Annotated in this window: 13 protein-coding genes; 6 read left to right on the forward strand and 7 right to left on the reverse strand. The window is 64.5% G+C overall.

Annotation, left to right across the window (positions count from 1 at the left end; translation table 11 throughout):
- Window positions 1-83: 83 nt before the first annotated feature.
- The 3 genes from ACQZ13_RS12925 to ACQZ13_RS12935 all read right to left on the reverse strand — a co-directional run bounded on the left by ACQZ13_RS12925 (window position 84) and on the right by ACQZ13_RS12935 (window position 4,633).
- On the reverse strand, window positions 84-3,161 hold the full coding sequence (locus ACQZ13_RS12925) for a ligand-binding sensor domain-containing protein (RefSeq protein WP_431052488.1): 3,078 nt from the start codon (window positions 3,159-3,161) through the stop codon (window positions 84-86).
- A complete protein-coding gene (truD, locus tag ACQZ13_RS12930; RefSeq protein ID WP_431052490.1) occupies window positions 3,158-4,177 on the reverse strand; it encodes a tRNA pseudouridine(13) synthase TruD in 1,020 nt (339 codons plus the stop codon). Before truD ends, ACQZ13_RS12925 begins: the two co-directional genes overlap by 4 nt.
- 288 nt (window positions 4,178-4,465) lie before the next feature.
- The gene (locus ACQZ13_RS12935; protein ID WP_431052492.1) at window positions 4,466-4,633 is read right to left on the reverse strand and encodes a hypothetical protein; all 168 of its coding nucleotides are present in this window, start codon (window positions 4,631-4,633) and stop codon (window positions 4,466-4,468) included.
- A 212-nt stretch (window positions 4,634-4,845) separates the two neighbouring features.
- Between ACQZ13_RS12935 and ACQZ13_RS12940 the strand changes: the two genes are divergently transcribed.
- The 6 genes from ACQZ13_RS12940 (at window position 4,846) to ACQZ13_RS12965 (ending at window position 13,254) form a co-directional block, all read left to right on the forward strand.
- Window positions 4,846-7,509 carry an AAA family ATPase gene (locus tag ACQZ13_RS12940; RefSeq protein ID WP_431052494.1) on the forward strand — a complete coding sequence of 888 codons (2,664 nt, stop codon included), beginning with the start codon at window positions 4,846-4,848 and terminating at the stop codon, window positions 7,507-7,509.
- A 24-nt stretch (window positions 7,510-7,533) separates the two neighbouring features.
- On the forward strand, window positions 7,534-7,851 hold the full coding sequence (locus ACQZ13_RS12945; protein ID WP_431052496.1) for a CU044_2847 family protein: 318 nt from the start codon (window positions 7,534-7,536) through the stop codon (window positions 7,849-7,851).
- A complete protein-coding gene (locus ACQZ13_RS12950) occupies window positions 7,848-10,631 on the forward strand; it encodes an NACHT domain-containing protein (RefSeq protein ID WP_431052498.1) in 2,784 nt (927 codons plus the stop codon). Before ACQZ13_RS12945 ends, ACQZ13_RS12950 begins: the two co-directional genes overlap by 4 nt.
- A gap of 553 nt (window positions 10,632-11,184) precedes the next feature.
- A complete protein-coding gene (locus tag ACQZ13_RS12955) occupies window positions 11,185-11,931 on the forward strand; it encodes an SDR family oxidoreductase (protein WP_431052500.1) in 747 nt (248 codons plus the stop codon).
- 81 nt (window positions 11,932-12,012) lie between these two features.
- Window positions 12,013-12,705 carry a dienelactone hydrolase family protein gene (locus tag ACQZ13_RS12960; protein WP_431052502.1) on the forward strand — a complete coding sequence of 231 codons (693 nt, stop codon included), beginning with the start codon at window positions 12,013-12,015 and terminating at the stop codon, window positions 12,703-12,705.
- Between the two features lie 18 nt (window positions 12,706-12,723).
- Entirely contained in the window at window positions 12,724-13,254 is a 531-nt protein-coding gene (locus tag ACQZ13_RS12965) for a GlcG/HbpS family heme-binding protein (RefSeq protein WP_431052504.1), read from the forward strand.
- 52 nt (window positions 13,255-13,306) lie between these two features.
- On the opposite strand, the gene ACQZ13_RS12970 is transcribed toward ACQZ13_RS12965, so the two are convergent.
- The 4 genes from ACQZ13_RS12970 to ACQZ13_RS12985 form a co-directional block, all read right to left on the reverse strand.
- Window positions 13,307-14,254, reverse strand: a complete 948-nt coding sequence (locus tag ACQZ13_RS12970; RefSeq protein WP_431052506.1) for a LysR family transcriptional regulator — start codon at window positions 14,252-14,254, stop codon at window positions 13,307-13,309.
- A gap of 115 nt (window positions 14,255-14,369) precedes the next feature.
- The gene (locus tag ACQZ13_RS12975; RefSeq protein WP_431052508.1) at window positions 14,370-15,161 is read right to left on the reverse strand and encodes an SDR family NAD(P)-dependent oxidoreductase; all 792 of its coding nucleotides are present in this window, start codon (window positions 15,159-15,161) and stop codon (window positions 14,370-14,372) included.
- Between the two features lie 70 nt (window positions 15,162-15,231).
- Window positions 15,232-16,038, reverse strand: coding sequence for a hypothetical protein (locus ACQZ13_RS12980; protein WP_431052510.1), 807 nt, complete (start codon window positions 16,036-16,038; stop codon window positions 15,232-15,234).
- Window positions 16,035-17,327, reverse strand: coding sequence for a hypothetical protein (locus ACQZ13_RS12985; protein WP_431052512.1), 1,293 nt, complete (start codon window positions 17,325-17,327; stop codon window positions 16,035-16,037). Before ACQZ13_RS12985 ends, ACQZ13_RS12980 begins: the two co-directional genes overlap by 4 nt.
- Window positions 17,328-17,373 lie beyond the last annotated feature (46 nt).

Here is a 17,373-nt window from a genome sequence, read left to right on the forward strand (position 1 = left end):
CGGTGTTTCCACGCTGAAACAGTCACTGTAAGGAATCCCGACGGTCAGGCGCGGACGACCTGTATCGGCGTCTGCGGCGAGCGTTACACGAAGGCGTCTGGCACGAGCACCGTCACGCAGGTGGACTGTTCCGCCGCGCTGGTGATCGTCACTTGCAGCCCCGCCTGCGCTGCTCGCGCCTGCATGCCGGGCAAGCCCCAGTGCCCCGCGCGCGCACCAGCGGCGAGGACGTCCGCCGGGATGCCCACGCCGTCGTCCTCGACGCGCACCACCAGATCCTTCGCCTGGTAGTCGACCGTCACCTTCACGCGCGTGCCCTTCGAATGCTGGAACGCGTTGAACAGCGCCTCCCGCACCACGAGCCCCAGTTGATCCCGGAGATCCCGCCCCAGCGCGCGCGTCGCCCCTTCGACGAGCAGCTCGAACGCCAACCCGTGGTGCCTCGACAGATCCTGGCCGAGCGTCGCCAGCATCTCCTCCAGCGGACCCCCCACCGACGGTCGGTGGAGGTCCGAGATCCGGTCGCGTCCTTCCACCAGCAGGCGGTCGGCGACCTCCATCAGCTGATTGAGCTCCTCGCCCGTCCGCACGGGCTCCTGCCGCGGCGCCGCGCGGGCCACGGCCTGCATGCGCAGCACCAGTCCGAGGAAGCCCTGCAGCAGCGTGTCGTGCAGGTCCTGGGCGACTCGCACACGCTCCTCCAAACGGACGCGCAGACGCTGCTGCTCGACGCGCGCGGTCGCGTGCGTCCGCCAACGCACGAGCAACCCGACGACGACCAGCACCGCCAACGCGATGCCGACGCGGAACTCCGCCCGCTCCGTGAGCGTCGGTTGGATCTCGATGTCCGCGACGGCCGGGGTCGTGCCCCAGACGCCGTCTTCATTGCTCGCCACCACCTCGAAGCGATAGCGCCCCGGACCGAGGTTGGTATAGAACGCGCTGCGTCGCGCCTCGGCCTCGTGCCAGGTCTTGTCCAGGCCGACGAGCCGGTAGCGGAAACGGAGGCGCTCCGGGATGGCCAGGTTGGGGGCCGTGTAGGCCAGGGTCAGGTCGCGCGTTCCCGGCGGCAGCAGCAGCGGTTGCCTGACATCGAGGAAGGACTGCTCCGGCGTGGCGACGCGTTGCAGGAAGACCTCGGGCGGGCGATCGTTGCGGCGGATCGCCGCGGGATCGAGGGTCACGACCCCGTTCGTCGACGAGAACCACAGCCGGCCATCCGGCGTCTCCATCGCGGTGCGCAAGGGCCACGCCTGCTCGGCGAACGCAGGCAGGCCGTCCAGCGTGTCGTAACGCGTGACGGCGGCGCGATAGGCCGCGTCGCTCAGCGCTCGCTGGACTTCCGCCGCGGTGATGTGGGAAATGCCCGTCAGCCCGTTGAGCCACAGATCACCGCCGGCGGTCTCGACGATGCCGGTGATGCCTTGCAGCGCGGCGCCGTCGCGAGCTTGAAGCAGCGGCATGCCGGGGAGATCCAGCCGCTGGATGCCCGTGTCGCCGCCCGCCCAGACGTGGGCGCCACGGGTCGTGATCGACTTGGCGGCGCCGATGCGCAGCCCGTCCTCGGCCGTGAACATCCGCAGCTCGTCCCCCCGCACCCGGAGCAGCCGGCCGCGCAGGTAGCCGATCCACACGGTGCCGTCCGCTTCGCTGCCGAGGCTCACCGGCGGCTCTTTCGGCACGCCGGCGCGCTGGTGGAAACGTTCCCAGGTGCCGTGGTCGTAGCGGAAGAAGCCCACGCCGTTGGAGACCAGCCAGACCACGCCCTTGGGGTCGACGTGCAGGTTGATGATGGAGAAATCCCAGCTCTTCAGCCCGGGCGGCAGCAGCAGCGACAGCTTGCCGTCCTTCCATTCCCGCAGACCGCTGCGATAGCCCAGCCAGCGCTCGCCCTGCGCGCCCATGGTGATGTAGGTGGGGGCACCCGGCACGCCGGTGTCGACGCGTTCCAGGCCGGAGCCGTAGCGGAAGAGCGCCTGCTCATGCGCCGAGAACCAAGGCCGCCCGGACGAGTCGACCGCCATGGAGACCGCGGCTGGCGCCTCGTGGAAGGGCACCTGCGACAGGCGCGTGTTGCGGAACCGGTCCAGCCCGGCGTTGGTGCCGACCCAGACGTTGCCTTCGCGGTCCTGGAACAGGCGCAGCATGTAGTAGCCGGAGACGCCGCCGGACGAAGGCGCGACGCGTTCGAGCGCGGTGGGCTGCAGGGCGCCGGCCGCGGGCGGCTTGACGCGCGCCAGGCCGTTTGTCGCGCCGTACCAGAGATGGCCTTGCCGATCGAAGAACGGCTGGGTGATTCCTCCGGGCACCGGATGCCAATCCTCCAGCGAGCCCCACGCGCCGTCGGGCCCGGGGACCTCGGGAAGCCGCAGGACGCCGCGTTCCTGCGCCGCGTCGGAGATCCAGACGCGTCCGTCCGGCGCGAGGGCGAGTCCGGGGAAGCCCAGGTTTGGAATCGGGACCTGCATGAAGCGGTCACTGCGACGAGGCTTCACGTAGAGCCCCCGGCTCGCGGACACCCACACGTTGCCGGCGCGGTCCGCCAGCATTTCCATCGGATGGTTGGCGGCCGGCTCCGGCATGCCGGCGCTCCCGATCTCCCACTTGCCCTGGGCGTACCGGAGCACCTCGCTGCCGTCCACGGCCCAGAGCGTGCCGTCCTGATCGAGGCCGAAACGACGCAGCGTCGCACCCGTCAGCAGGCCCTCGCGATCGACGCGGAGCACGCGTCCGTCCTTGATCTGCGCCGCGCCGCCTTCCACGAACCCGATCCAGAGCGAGTTGTCCGGCATGGCCTGCAGCGCGTGCACGCCGCGCGAGGGCAGCGTCTGGCCGGAGAGCGATTCGAAGGTCTCGAAGCGCACGCCGTCGAAGCGGACTAGGCCGCTGCCGGTGCCCAGCCAGAGATAGCCGTCGGTCGTCTGGGCGATGTCGAGGACGTTGCCCGCCAGTCCGTCCTTGGCGGTCCACGCCGTGTGGTGGAGATGGGCCAGCGGCTGCGGGGGCAGGGCGGTCGGAACGCCCGGAGTCGCCGAGGAGGCGACATCGGGCGCGATCACCGATGGAGACTGGCGCTCTGCGGCGTCCGATGAATCAGGAGAGACGAGGGCGCCGAGCAGCAGGGCGACGAAGAGCGCGAGGCGGAGTACCGGCACCGTCATTCGGCAGCCGCGGGCTCGTTCTCCGTGTCCGTTTGCCGGTCGGGCTCCGTGGTCCGGAGGATCTCGTTGAGGACGGACGTGGCGTAATTCCCGGCGGGCAAGGAGAACGTGATCACCAGTTGATCGGCTTGCGGCCATTCCCAGGCCATGTCCAACGGGCTTGCGACCAGGGAGCGGCGCTCCTGATCCAGACCGGCGTGCTCCATGCCGTCGCACAAGGTGGCGTGGGGTTGCGCCACGCCGTTCTCCAGCGCCTGCGCTTCATCGGTGGTGCTCACGCGGCCGCGTCCCCAGAGCGGTCCGGTGGGCAGTCCTGCTTCGTCCATCACGTCGCCGGGCAGAGTCTTGCCCCACAGCCCCTGACGGATGCGCAAGGCCAGCACTTCATTGAAGACGAAGGAGCGCACCGCCGACAGGTAGATGCCTTTCTTCTTCGGGTTGCGGACTCGGATCTCGCGCGCCAGCATGGCGCGGCCCTGCTCGACGTTGCCGCCGTCGTGGCCGAAACGCTGAGCGCCGAAGTAGTTGGGCACGCCGTGCGCGGCGACGGACTTGAGGTTGGCCTCGATGGCGTCGCGGTCGCCGGTCACGTCGCGCAGCACGATGCGGAAGCGGTTGCCCTGCAGATCGCCCGGGCGCAGCTTCTTCACGTGGCGGGTCTGGCTCAGCACCTTGAATTCCGGGTGCTGGAGCAGGGTCAGGTCTGGCGTCTCGCCCTTGGGCAGATAGATGCTGAACCACTGACGCGTGATGGCGTAGCGGTCCTTGAGGCCGGCATAACCGACATCCCGTTCCTGCACGCCGGTGGCATCGGACAGCTGCAGGGCGATGTAGGCGGTGTTGGCGCCGTTCTTCTCGATGTCCAGCCAGATGTGCTCGCCCTCGCCGGAGGGCAGCTGCAGCGGGATTTCGGTGACGATGAAGTCCTCGTTGTGGAGCTTCAGCGTGGCGCTGGCGCCGCTGGCCGGGTAAGCGTTAGGCCACAGCGGCAAGGTCGTGTAGTGAGCGTCGGTCATGAGCAGTCTGACGGCACCCGGTGTAGATAGCGACAGGCTGTCTAGCCGACCGGTGCGGTCCAGGGAGGGATTCTCGCCGCACCTGCCAGTCTCACCGAGTTTTGACAAGTGCAAGTTCATCGGGACCCGATGCGCGGCACTTCGGCTGCTTCCTTGGCTCGCTGCTCTACACGAGCGTTGAGTTCATCCAGGGCTCGCCCGGCCCACTCCCGAACTCCCTGGTCTGCATGCGCAAGCTCGGCCTGCAAAACCGCTACAACCGACGCATCTCCCATCTCACTCAGGAGCTCACGGATTCTTCCCACGCATGAAGCTGTCGGTCGCGGCTTGCGGCTCCTCGGTCAAACGGGGAAACACCTCGACTCCTTCAGGTCTTGCGTCGAAGTAGGCGTCCTCAAACGTCATTGGGTCAGAGTTGCGAATCCGCTGAATCCAGGCTTCGAGTTGGGTGCTCATGGCGGTGTCCGGAAGCGATGAAATCCCGCAGGAATCTGCCGTGTTCGGCCTGACCTAGTCCGCGGGGCCCGTCGTGAATGCTGTATCACCCCACCCGACGGTAAGCGGGAGAACGTCGAGGTGTTCATCCTAAGTTCTGATGAGGTGGCCTATAGGCTCGATTCGGAAGAAGGGCTACAACGGGCGAACGGATGTTCACGCGGGAGCGCCCGATGGCACGTGAGGAATTGACGAGGTCAGGAACCAGTGGTCGTCAGCGCAGTGCGTCTGGCGTCGCACCGCGCGACCGCACTAGGAAGAGCTTCGACATCGCCGACCTAATCCTCAGAAGGGAAGCGAAGCTATTGGCTTCCGCACTGCATGACAGGCCGCCGTTGCGAGATGTGCTACAGGATTTATTGACGGATGGGCTGGCCGGCCCCATGCGCAGGCGGCGGATCCAGCTCGCTGAACAGGCTATCGAGGAAAAACTTCGTCCACATGGGTTGCACCGGTATCGCCAGCGGGTGATCGACGTGGCCGGCGAGGAGGTCCCAGCTTGGGTCTATTTCCGTTCGTCTGAGTGGGAGTTCTCCAAGGCCATTGATGACGCCCATCCAGTGTTGCTAGCCGTGACTCCGGAGCCGCACAGGTTCATTCGGTCCGTCATCGCGACGTATGGCGGATCGCGAGGCTCCCGTCCCATATTCCTATGGACATCTGCTTCGGGACTCCATGAAATCGAGGGTGAGGGGCCTGATGCCGTCTTTCATCCGGTCGCTAACGCCGCGCGCCAGATCGACCGCTGTCCCGTTCGACTCATCAGGCTGACGCAGATCGTTGAGGACGATGCGAGGGATCCCGAAAACAGGCAGCCCCTGTTCATGGCGCTGAGCATGGGATGCGAAGGATCCGGATCTATCGTCATACGTGGAAAGTCCACCAAGACGTGGCTGCGTCATGTCACAGATGAGGAGAAGGGAAACGAGGTCCATCTGCTAATTGACGACCTCGACGACGAAGATTTCGCGCTCGACGAGGAGGAGTCTCGGCGTCTCGAGGATGAGGCAAGACGATTGTTCTCCCGATCGATGCGGGCGAAGCTCTCCGATCATGGAAATGAGTTCAAGACGTTGAACTTCGCCGCTGTGATCTCGTTCCTTTTGAACAATCCCGTGGACGACGCCATCGTCATCTTGTGTGATGCGCATCACCATCTAGCCAAGGATGCGGGACCGGTGGCTGCTGTGAATGCTCGGGTCGTGAAGGACGCCTTTTACCGTCTTCGTCGCATGCGGAAAAACGTAAAGCTCATCCTGTTCGCAGCAGATGGCGACCTGCCAAACGATCTTCGCGAGGAGCTGCAGCGGATAAGTTTGCCGCTACCCACCCGCGCTGAGGTCGAATATTTGCTTAAGGCGCGGACGGCCGCAAAGGGTTGGCCCAAGTCCGTGCTGGACTTGGGCCCTGATGGGCACTTCAGCAGACTCGTTGATGCATCCGTGGGAATGACGATGGGAGAGATCCGTTCCGTCATGGACCAGTTCGTTGCACACGGAAATTTGCAGCCTTCAGACCTGGTGAGTGCGATGCATGACGCCAAGAAACGCTCTGTCGCGCGAAGCCCCGCCTTGGAAGTCGTTGACGTGCAGGGAAGCGAGCTGCAATTGGGTGGTATGGAGCGGTTGGTGAACTGGCTCAAGGCCAGGCATCGCATCTTTGACCGACCGGATGCTGCGGAAGCCGCCGGCATTGATCGAAGACCCAAAGGCGTGCTACTGCTTGGTATTCCCGGTGCCGGGAAGAGCCTAGCGGCCAAGCTGGTCGCGAAGACGTGGAGATTGCCTTTGATTAGGCTTGACCTCGGCGCAATTCAGGACAAGTGGGTCGGTTCTTCCGAGGCGCGCATCCGCGAGGCATTGAACACGGTGGTCGCAATGTCCCCGTGTGTTTTGTGGATCGACGAGATCGACAAAGGTGTCGCTCAAGGGGCCGGTACGGCGTCACATAGCACTGATCTAAACGTCCGGGCGACGTTGCTCACATGGATGCAGGAGTACACGCAACCGGTCTTCATCGTGGCAACCGCGAACCGCATCAGCAATCTGCCGCCCGAGCTGATGCGCGCCGGTCGCTTTGATGCGAGGTTCTTTCTGGGTTGCCCAGGCGCCAGCGGGAGAAAGGAGATCCTCTCGATGCACCTGCAACGGAGGCGCATCGATCCGGAATCGCTGGACTTGGACAAGCTCGTACGCGCTACGCATGGCTATACAGGCGCTGAGATGGAACAACTTGTATTGGACGCCCTCTATGACGCGTTCCATGAGGATGAGCGGTCCCGGCCATCCATGCCTCACTTCGAGCGCCGCTTGGCCGAGATCAAGCCGTTGATCAAGACCGTGGGGACCAAGAACGACTCCGGCATGAAAGGTGGGGGAGGATTGGATGAGGTCTGGGACCTCATTGATCAAGGCCGAGTGGAACTTGCCTCTAGCGACTTGCTGACCAAAGCCCAGGTAATGCAACTGATAGACCCATTTCTGTACAGACCCGTTTACTGTCGCAAGGAGAATGTGGCGGGCTTCGAAACGTTCCAGGCCAAGGGTGAGCGCATTGTCATGGGAGTTCTACAAGGCGGACCGGTGGCCGCGGTAATGGATGCGGGCGACAACTGGATATTCGTCTACACGAGCATCCATTTCGACACCCTGGACGCGCACAACTTCAAATTTATCGATCGATTCGAAACGATCGAGGATAACGGCATCTTCGACACTTTGGTCGTCCAGTACGGCCTGGAAACGGTGCTGTTCTTGGAGCCGAGCATGAAAGAGCGCTTCGAGAAGAGTACCGCGCTTTCACAGATAGGCGACTTGTTCGAACTCGCGGCTACATGAGCCTCACGACATCGGAGTCAGATCATGACAAAAAAATCCGCACCCCCGCTGCAAATTGAAGTCGTCCATTCGCTATCTCCCGAGGCCTTTCCAGATGATGATCTCCTCAGCAGAGGAGTGCCACCTCGGGTCTGGGAGGTCGTAGACATCAGCAAGTTGGGAGACAACTTGTCCCGTGCCATCACCCAGCTGGCTGAGAAGTTCAAGCCGAGCGAGGACGGTCCAAAGCTCTGCGAGATTACGTTCTCGCTGAAAGCGTCAGCCGAGGGCAGCTTGATCGTGTCGAAGGCAGCGGCTGAGGCGAACTTTCAGGTGAAGGTCGTGTGGGAGCGCAAGCCGTGATCGATGACGATCAACCCGTCACCAAATTCAAGGCGTTGGAGCAGACCGATTCTCCGGAAGCCGGCGTATTCCTTGTCCTTAGCGCTGCACGTCTGAACGACGCGAACCGTTGGCCGGCTGGAGCGACTGCCGATGGCATGGCCTTTCTTGCTTCTAGCGACGGATTGCTGGTCACTGCTGCTCACGTGATATGGAAGAACGACCTGATGCCGGGAGATACGGTGGGTGTCTTCTCGGTTTCTCCTGAGCTCCCATTGTGTGCGACTGCACGTGTCCTGGAGCGCGGTTGGCGAGGGCCATTGCTGGAGCATCGAGGCGCTAGGCCTCTACTTCCAGACAGCCTGCAGGAGGACATGGCACTCCTGCAGATTGACGCGGAAAGCATTAGGTTTGATGCCAAGCGCTCTTGTGAAAGAGTGTCGCGGTTGGAACTGATCGGGCGGCTGCGTTTCTTGCCTATTGGGCTCGCGGGATATCGACTGGAGGACCAGGCCGCCTTTTGCGCTTGGTCGGTCAAGTCGAATCTGAAGGGTTTTCGAATGTGGTCCGCATTCGGCACCTTTCGCGGGCATGAGCGCGCGCTGCATGATGCCTTTCAGATCGACGTGCCTGGAATTGAACGGGGGTTCAGCGGCGGACCGGTATGGGATAACAAGAGACGCTTGGTCGTTGGCTTCGTAAGATCTGGCGTTTCGGCGCGTCTGCCGAATGCCATTTTTTGTACCAGTTCAAGAACGATCGCGAGGTTTGCTGACATTGAACTGAGCACAGACGTAGCAATGCACCAAGCCCGGGTGGCTGCGCTAACCCTAGTGTCTGCATTCACGAGCGTACGTCACCCCGAGTTCGATAACTTCCAGGAGGTATTTGTTGAGCCCATGATCCGGGCTATTCAGTTCGGCGTGGATAGTGGACTCTCGGCGGTTGTTGAGGGGGGAGGCCCAGCCCTGCAGATGCTCGAGCGGGCCTTCGATATCGGGCGGATGGTTTGTCTGACCGGGATCGCGGGATCTGGAAAATCAACGCTCGCGCGCCAGTTCGCGAAGAGGTGCCTGGAGCTGGGCTTCCGATCCACTGATGGCTGGCGGGTGCTCCCTCTTCTGATCGACGCGGTTGAGCTGAGTGACAGATTCAACCTTTCGGATCTTTTTCAGTTGGCAAGAAAGCGGAACGAGCAACTGCCTTCCAATGCGGAGCTTGCAGACGCGCTTCGCTTAAATGAAGTCAATGCGATTCTGATCATCGATGGGTTGGATGAGATTCAAGATTCTTACAAGGTCGCGCGCATCATCGCTCACTGCCGCGGCTTGATCGAAGGTTCAGCCAACATCAGCCACGTCTTGCTGACGAGCCGGCCCGATTCTCAGATCCTAGGCGCGAGATACAGGGATGGAACAATTTTCGACTTATTGGAGATCCTGCCATTCAGCGAAAGTCAAGTTGAGCAATTCGCCGCCGGTAGGATTGCTGATCTTGAACGTAGGAAGATGTTCCTAACAAAACTGCAACGGGCGGAATGGCACACGCAGGCGGCGCCGATGCAGCTGGAGATGGCTGCGGTACTGTTCGAGATGGCGGGTGACCTGCCGCTAAGGGAATCGAATCTGGCATTCGAATACGTTGACATGCGCGTGAAGCATGCTCGGGAGCATGAGATGTCCGAGCGAAATGACACAGCGGTGCCGGAGCGGTGGTCCTTTTACAGACGCAACGTTGATCGAGTGCTTCATGGACTGGCTTTGATAAGTTGGACACAAGGCATCACCAAACTTGGTGAGCTCGCATCGCGGATGAACACGCTAGCGGGCACTCCCTACTTCGCGGATGTGTTCGCTAGCCCAAGAGAATGCGTGGATTTTGTAGAGCGGGATCTCGTGGTCAGACTCGGAATCGTCGCGATTGAGTTGCGCACCGATGGTGGAAACATCGCTTGGGAACATCAGACGCTCCTGGACGTGCTAGCGGCGCAAGCGCGCATCAAGGTCGCCGGCCAAGACGCGGCGGCTATCAGAGCATTGGTGAACAGAACAGAGCGTGAGTCGTCGGAACGCTTCACCCTTGTGCAACTCGGGGCCTTGGACCGTGCGGGTTGGAAGGCAGAAGTGGCGTCGCGCGTCTACGAGGCAATGGCCGCGCCATTCAGTGACCGCAAGGAGTCTCAGTTCGCGCTTCGCGCACTTGCGGACGGCGTCGAACTGCCCGCGTTGCTGCGCAAGCGACTTGTTGCCATGTTGGTCCGAATGGCATTGTCTCCAAGCATCGATGCGGTCAGTTGCTTGAAAATATTCTCGGACACGGCAGGACTTCCGAGGTCGCGGGAGATCTTGAAGCGTGAGGAGCTGCGCGCTGACGTTGTCGAGGCAATGTGGAATCGCTTCAAGTTAAGGGATCCTCGCCGCCGTGGCCATCAGCCTCCATTGATCGTAACAAAGGCGGAAGCGGTCCTGCTTGACATGCTGGAACTGTGGCGCGAATGGGCACCGGACGGCCTCGATCTGGCCTCACCAGGCGAGGGAAAAAGAGGCCGCGGCAAACTGCGACCAGTGCCAGTGCAGCCAGGTCCTTCATTGATCTTTGACAGGGGTGGCTTCGAGATCGGCCACCGAGACGGCAGTGTTACGCAGATGAACATGCCCGCGCGATCATTCCTCGAGGGAGTTGTCGCGATGGCTCAGAACCTGCCAGCGAACATGCCGCCAACGCAGGTCGTTTCGGTCTATCTAACCCGACTAGCGGTGAATTTTGATGGCGACGATCGACCCGAGAATTTCGCCGAATAGGCGTACGCGGTCGAGGTCCGGTCGATGAAAGAAGGCATAGCGGCGGGCCCGACTTGGCAATGTTGCCCGTGCTCTCGCCCGCTGGTGGATTTGATCGCAGAGATGCGGCGTCCGCATGGCGCATCCATCGAGAAACATCGAGAAGGGCGCCGCCGACGCGCTCAGGAATCCGACGTCGGCGAGGCCTGTTGTGAGCGGATCTGACGATGGGATCGACGCCGATCAGCCTGCGCATTCTGCCTGTGAACTCCGCTTTGACGCCGCCCATGCGCTTCTACGGGAGCGAGCAGTGCGATCCGGAAGCAATTGCCCACGCGGTGAAGTAGTCCCTGTGCGAAGCGCCAGGGAAGCGCGGCGCGTCGAAGCGAGCGATGGAAAAATCCTTTCCCCATCAGAACCTGCCCGGTGTCGAAGCCAGCCGTTCCAGTTTTACCTCACCAATATCCGACTAACTGTTTCTCGACTTCAAGGCATTCCCCCTCGAATTGGCTAAACGCATCATCCCGTCTGACGTCTTTCTCGTCATTCAACTTAGCCAATGTGAGGTCCTGAAATGAAGCTCAAGAACAAGGTTGCATTCATCACGGGTGGTACGTCGGGCATTGGCCTGGAGACTGCCAAGCTGTTCCAGGCCGAGGGTGCCCATGTCGTCCTGGTCGGCTCCAACGCCGAGCGCTTGGCCGCGGCCGGCAACGAACTCGGAGGGCAAGCGCTGCTGGTCCGCGCCGACATCCGCAAGGTCGCCGACATCGAACGCGCCGTCCAGGAAACGAAGGCCCGATTCGGCCGCATCGATGTGCTCTTCGCCAACGCCGGCGCCACCACCGTCGCTCCGCTCGAAGCGGTGACGGAGGCCTATGTCGCGGACAACCTCGCGCTCAACTTCACCGGCACCTTCTTCACGATCCAGAAGGTGGCGCCGCTCATGGCGCAAGGCGGCAGCATCATCGTGACGACGTCCTTCCTCAACACCATCGGCTACGCCGGTCTGTCGATCCTGGCCGCGACCAAGGCCGCGGCGCGTTCCCTCGTGCGCACCCTCGGCGCGGAACTGGCGCCGCGCGGCATCCGCGTGAACGCGGTCAGCCCCGGCGCGATCGCGACGCCGTTCTACAGCAAGATCGGATTGCCCGACAACGTGCTGTCCGAGATCGCCGCCGGCATCACGCAGAAGGTCGGACTGAAGCGCTTCGGCGATGCCGCGGAACTCGCCAAGACCGCGCTGTTCCTGGCCAGCGACGACTCGTCGTACACGACCGGCACGGAGCTGGTGGTCGACGGCGGCCTGACCCAGTTCTGACGTCCCTGCAGGGACGCGCAAGTTGACACCTTGGCCGGGCTCCAGCCCGGCCCGCTCAATCGAACGAACCAGGAGAACACGATGGGAACGACGATCCAATTCAAGCGCCCCGACGGCCAGGAGCTGTCCGGCTACCTCGCCGAGCCGACGCAGCCACGCGGTGCGCCCGCGGTGGTGGTGATCCAGGAATGGTGGGGCCTCAATGACCAGATCCGCGGCGTCGCCGACCGCCTCGCACACGCCGGCTTCCTCGCGCTGGTGCCCGACCTCTACCGCGGCAAGAGCACGGTCGAGAAGGAAGAGGCGCACCACCTGATGACCGGCCTGGACTTCGGCACGGCCGCCGCGCAGGACGTGCGCGGCGCGACCCAGTTCCTGAAGACCCGCGCCGCCAAGGTCGGCTGCATCGGCTTCTGCATGGGCGGCGCGCTGACCCTGCTGGCCGCTGCCAACGTCCCCGAGCTGGACGCCGCCGTCACGTGGTACGGCTGTCCGCCTCTGGACTACCTCGACGCCGGCAAGATCAAGATCCCGCTGCAGGGCCACTGGGCCGATCAGGACCTGTTCTTCCCGCCGTCCCTGGTCGCAGGGCTGACGGAGAAGCTGACCGCCGCCGAGGTGACGCACGACTTCCACCACTACCTAGCCCACCACGCGTTCGGCAACGAAGAGGCGCTCGGCAAGGGGCGGATCGCGGAGACGCACTACGACCCGGTGTGGACGCAACGGGCGTGGGATCGCACCTTCACCTTCTTCGCCAAACACCTGGCCTGACCCATTCTGAAGATCGACATGCGCAGTTATTCCCTCACCGCATCCGCGGCAGTCGCCGCATTCATCGCGCTGCTCTCCGCGGCACCCGCTCAAGCACAGGTGTCCATCAGCGGCAGGACGTTGCCCCTGAGTGCCGCCCTCATCGCCGCCCAGACGGCCGTCGACACCTGCAAGGCCAACGGCTACGACGTGACCGCGACGGTCGTCGACGTTTCGGGCACTCCGCAGGTCGTCCTGCGCGGCGACCACGCCGTGATTCACACCAAGGACAGCAGCTTCCGCAAGGCCTACACGGTGGTGACGATGGGACCGATCTTCCACGTCGACACCACCAGCGGCTTCATCGGCGTGCTGTTGAAGTACCCGCCGCTCGTGGCGCAGTCGCTGGCCGGCACGCCCAACGTCACGGCACTGCCCGGCGGCGTGGCCTTCAAGGTCGGCGAAGAGACCATCGCCGGACTCGGCGTGGGCGGCTCGCCCGGCGGCGACAAGGACGAAGTCTGCGCGCAGGCAGGCGTCGCCAAGGCGGCGGAGTTCCTGAAGAAGTAGCACCGCACGATCGATGCGCGCCCGCCCGGCGCGCGTCGATCGCTGTCGAGCTTCACGGCTTCGGAACGCGTCCGAAGTCCGCCAGCGCCTCGCGCAGTTTCGGGACGGCGAAGTCGATGAACCGTCGCAGCTTCACCGGCATCATGTCCCGCGACAGGTGGACGAGATGCACCGGGATCGGCTCGACCTCGAACGGCTCCAGGATGCATCGGAGCTTCCCGGCACTCACGGCCTCCGCGACGTCGTGTTCGAGCAGCATGGTCGCGCCCACGCCGTCGATGGCGGCATCGGCGGCCGCGTCGGGCGACGACACGAGCAGGCGCGGCGTGCCCGTGATCGTGAGGCTCTCGTCGGTCCCGTTGGCGCCGTTGCTACCCTTGCCATCCGGATGACGGAAGCGCCACGGCGACAGAAATGGGCTGTTGAACACGACGCGAGGGAAGGCGTTCAGCTCCTCGGGGTTGCGTGGCTCGCCATGCTGCTTCAGCAGCGCGGGGGAGGCGACCACCACCACACGCAGCAGCCCGACTCGAGTCGCGACCAGGCTGCTGTCACCGAGGCGGCCGATCCGCACGGCGACATCGGCGTGCGAATCGACGAGGTCGATGTTGCGGTCGGACTGGAGCAGCTGGATCCGGATCTCGGGGAACAGCGTCAGGAACTGGTTGATGACAGGCAGAACCCGCAACCGCGCGACCTGCACCGGCGTCGTCACGACGAGCTCGCCGCGTGGATTCGTGAACTCGCCGGCGGCGCGACGCTCCTGTTCATCGACCTGTTCGAGGATGCTCCTGGCGGCGGCCACGTAGTCGGTCCCCGCATCCGTCAGCTGGAGTTTGCGCGTCGTCCGCACCAGCAGCTTCGTGCCGACGAACGCTTCCAGATCGTTGACGTTGCGCGTGAGCGTGGCGACGGGGATCCGCAGTTTGCGGGCAGCCGCGGAGAGGCTGCCCTCCTCGACGGAGGCCACCAACATCGCCATCGCTTCCAGTCTGTCCACTTGCCGCACCTTGAGAGAGTCGACGGCCGGAAGTGGCCGCGCCGCGGTCGTCGAAGGACCGCGAGGCAGGACTCTACATGGCGAGAGATCACGGCCGTCATGACCATCGCCGCGATCAGAACGCGCTCTTCACCACGCCGCCATCCACGCGAAGCGCCGCACCCGTCGTCGCCGACGCCAGCGGACTGGCCACGTAGGCGACGAGCGACGCCACTTCCTGCGGCGTGCCGAAGCGCTTGATGAGCGAGGTGGGGCGCACCTTGTCGAAGAACTCGGCCTCGACCTGCTCGAAGGTCTTGCCGTCGGCATTGGCCATGTCCTGCACGAAGTCGCCGACGCCGCGCGACTTGGTGGGCCCGGGCAGCACGCTGTTGACCGTGATGCCGGTGCCGGCGACCGACTCGGCCAGGCCTCGGGACACGGCCAGCTGCGCCGTCTTGCTCATGCCGTAGTGCACCATCTCCGTCGGGATCTGCACCGCGCTCTCGCTGGAGATGAAGACGATGCGCCCCCAGTTGGCCCGCTTCATCGCAGGCAGCACCAGCCGCGCGAGCCGCACGCCGCTCAGGACGTTGACGTCGAAGAACCGCATCCAGTCCTCGTCGGGAATGTCCTCGAAGGCCTTGGGCTCGAAGATGCCCAGGTTGTTGACGAGGATCTCGATGCCCGGATGCAGCCGCACCACTTCCTCGGCGGCCTCCGCCCGGCTCAGATCGCCGGCGTAGCCTTCGACCGCCCCGTCCGTGTCCGAGCGGATCCGCTCGACGGCGTTGTCGACCGCCGCCTGCGTGCGCCCGTTGACGATGACCCGGGCCCCTTCCTGCGCCAGCGTGCGCGCGATGGCGTAGCCGATGCCGGCCGTGCTGCCGCTGACCAGGGCCAGCTTGCCTTCCAGTTTCAGATCCATGTCGACGCTCCTTGAAGAGTGGTTGAGGTGACCGACGGCCGGGAAGCCATCGTTGCACAAGAGACGCGCTTCAGCGCGCGTCCTTCGGGGTGAAGTCGAGAGTCGCGCCGTCGCATCGGGACGCGCTGAGGTTCGTCGCCTCGAACGCGGCACAGCTCCGATTGCCGGCGGGGTCCTCCAGCTCGGGATGGGTCACCAGCCGATGTCGACCGGTCGCCCACGGGCGCGATGGCTTGAAGCGCCAGGTCGCGTCGCCATCCGCCAGCGTGGCCACGCCGTCGACGCGGCGACCGCGTCCATCCAGCACGGCGATCAACCGTTCTCCAACCGAGCTGATCGGCGTGCGCAGGTCGACGGACAGCTCGTCGCGCGTGCCCCGGCGCGGCGAGCTGAGTTGCCACAGCGCTGGCTGGAGCGGATGGGAGACGGCGGCGGTGACGTGCCAGGTCTTGACGACGGGCGATTCGTCGGTCTGCGCATCGGCCTCTGCGCCGGTCTTTGCGGCCGCCACGCTCAGACTGACCGTCGATCCTTGCGTCAACGCTCGACCCGCTTCCAAGTTCGGGCCGACGCCGGTCTTCACACGGCCGGGGTCCAGCAGCACGGTGATGCGTCGACCCTCCGCGTCGGGCAGGGCCATGTCGAGCAGCGCATGCCGGATCTCGAGGCCGTCGCCATCGAGCAGCTTCAGCCGCTCGACGTCGAAGGGCAGGGGCTGCGGGCGGTCGAAACGCAGCTCCAGCCTCAGCAGGTTCTCTGGAACAGCGGTCCCGGCCGGATGGATCTCGACCGACGCGGCCCGAGCCGCCGGCACGCTCGCCAGAGCCGCGAGCGCGATCCACGCCCATGCCCAGGCCCACGCCCACGCCGGCTTCATGGCTTGGGCGGCGGCGCCAGATCGGCGTAGCCCTCGTCGGTGCGCAGCGTGCGATGCACGCCGCTCCACTGATCGCCCGCCGGGTATTTGTAGTCGGCGAAGTCGTACTCGTTGATGAAGTCGCTCAGACGCAGGAACAGGCCCTTGCGCATCGACACCAGCTCCATCGCGCCGCTGGCCTCGTTGCGGCGCAGCGCGGCGAAGAAGCTCGCATCCTGGTTGTCGATGTGGGCCACGCGCATCGGCACGTAGGTGGACTTGATCCCCAGCGTCGGCTCGGCCGGCCACTTGATCGGGGTGGAGAGCCCGGGCTTGCCCGACGCCTGCGCGATGTCGTCGACCGACATCAGGTCCGCCGACTTGTGCGAATGCGTCAGCAGCACCATCGGGCCCTGGCCCGCGTCGAACATCACCATGCCGGCCGGCGCGCTGCCCCAGCCGAACTCGGCCACCGTCTTGGCGGCGATGTGCGCGCCGTCCTTCAGGTCCTTCAACGGGATGGTCACCAGCGGCGAGCAGGTGAACGCCGCGACCAGCGTCGGCTCGCCGTTGAGCCGGGTGATCACCATCTTGCGGATGGGCGCGCGCGTCTCCAGCTGGTTGTGCACCGGGTGGTACATCTCGACGCTGCTGACCGCCGCGCCGCCCTTGAACGGGAAGTCGAACACGCGCAGCGCCGATGCGAAGCTCGCGTTGGACAGCCCGGCCACGTAGAGCTTGCCCTCGTAGAACTTCATGTCGGTCACGGTGAAGCTCGCGGCCGGCGTGTCGCGCCACAGGCGCAGGTTGGCAGCGGGCAGGTTGCCGATGGCGATCGACTCGTGCTTGCTGCGGTCGAGGTCGACGCGGCCCACCTTGCCGGCGGCGTCGACGGACACCAGCATCGGCTTGGGCTTGGCGCCCGCGCCGTTGCCGTTGCCGTCGACGGACAGCGTGATGTAGGCGACTTCGCCGCCCGGCCGAAGGGCCATGTCCTCGAAGCGCAGGCGCTCGGGCCGGGTGTGGAGCGCGGTGGCGATGGCCCCCGACACGTCCTTCAGGTTGAAGGGCGTCGGCGTTCCTGCCGGGATGGGCGGCAGGTGCAGGGCATGCAGCTGGCCGCCGCGCCAGTCCGCGACGACCAGGGTGTCCGCGTCGACGAAGGTGATCTTGCCGGCCGATTGCACCGGCGCGCCGATGGCGTGCGCCGCGTGCAGGCCCAAGGCCAGGATCGTCAGGCGCAGCAGGTGGCGACCGCGGGATTTCCGGGACGGAGTCGATCGCTGCGCGGGAAAGGACTGTGAACTCATGTGGGGTGCTCCTCAAAGGATGAGCGCACTGTCGAGCGGATCCCGT

The organism is Roseateles sp. L2-2, from assembly GCF_050613215.1.
GTDB classification, from domain to species: domain Bacteria; phylum Pseudomonadota; class Gammaproteobacteria; order Burkholderiales; family Burkholderiaceae_C; genus Roseateles; species Roseateles noduli.

Bases quoted from the DNA above. Each gene is read 5' to 3' on its own strand.
- ACQZ13_RS12980 (WP_431052510.1), bottom strand. From the start codon at position 16,038: ATGAAGCCGGCGTGGGCGTGGGCCTGGGCATGGGCGTGGATCGCGCTC.
- ACQZ13_RS12925 (WP_431052488.1), bottom strand. From the start codon at position 3,161: ATGACGGTGCCGGTACTCCGCCTCGCGCTCTTCGTCGCCCTGCTGCTC.
- ACQZ13_RS12935 (WP_431052492.1), bottom strand. From the start codon at position 4,633: ATGAGCACCCAACTCGAAGCCTGGATTCAGCGGATTCGCAACTCTGAC.
- ACQZ13_RS12985 (WP_431052512.1), bottom strand. From the start codon at position 17,327: ATGAGTTCACAGTCCTTTCCCGCGCAGCGATCGACTCCGTCCCGGAAA.
- ACQZ13_RS12955 (WP_431052500.1), top strand. From the start codon at position 11,185: ATGAAGCTCAAGAACAAGGTTGCATTCATCACGGGTGGTACGTCGGGC.
- ACQZ13_RS12965 (WP_431052504.1), top strand. From the start codon at position 12,724: ATGCGCAGTTATTCCCTCACCGCATCCGCGGCAGTCGCCGCATTCATC.
- ACQZ13_RS12975 (WP_431052508.1), bottom strand. From the start codon at position 15,161: ATGGATCTGAAACTGGAAGGCAAGCTGGCCCTGGTCAGCGGCAGCACG.
- ACQZ13_RS12940 (WP_431052494.1), top strand. From the start codon at position 4,846: ATGGCACGTGAGGAATTGACGAGGTCAGGAACCAGTGGTCGTCAGCGC.
- ACQZ13_RS12945 (WP_431052496.1), top strand. From the start codon at position 7,534: ATGACAAAAAAATCCGCACCCCCGCTGCAAATTGAAGTCGTCCATTCG.
- truD (WP_431052490.1), bottom strand. From the start codon at position 4,177: ATGACCGACGCTCACTACACGACCTTGCCGCTGTGGCCTAACGCTTAC.
- ACQZ13_RS12960 (WP_431052502.1), top strand. From the start codon at position 12,013: ATGGGAACGACGATCCAATTCAAGCGCCCCGACGGCCAGGAGCTGTCC.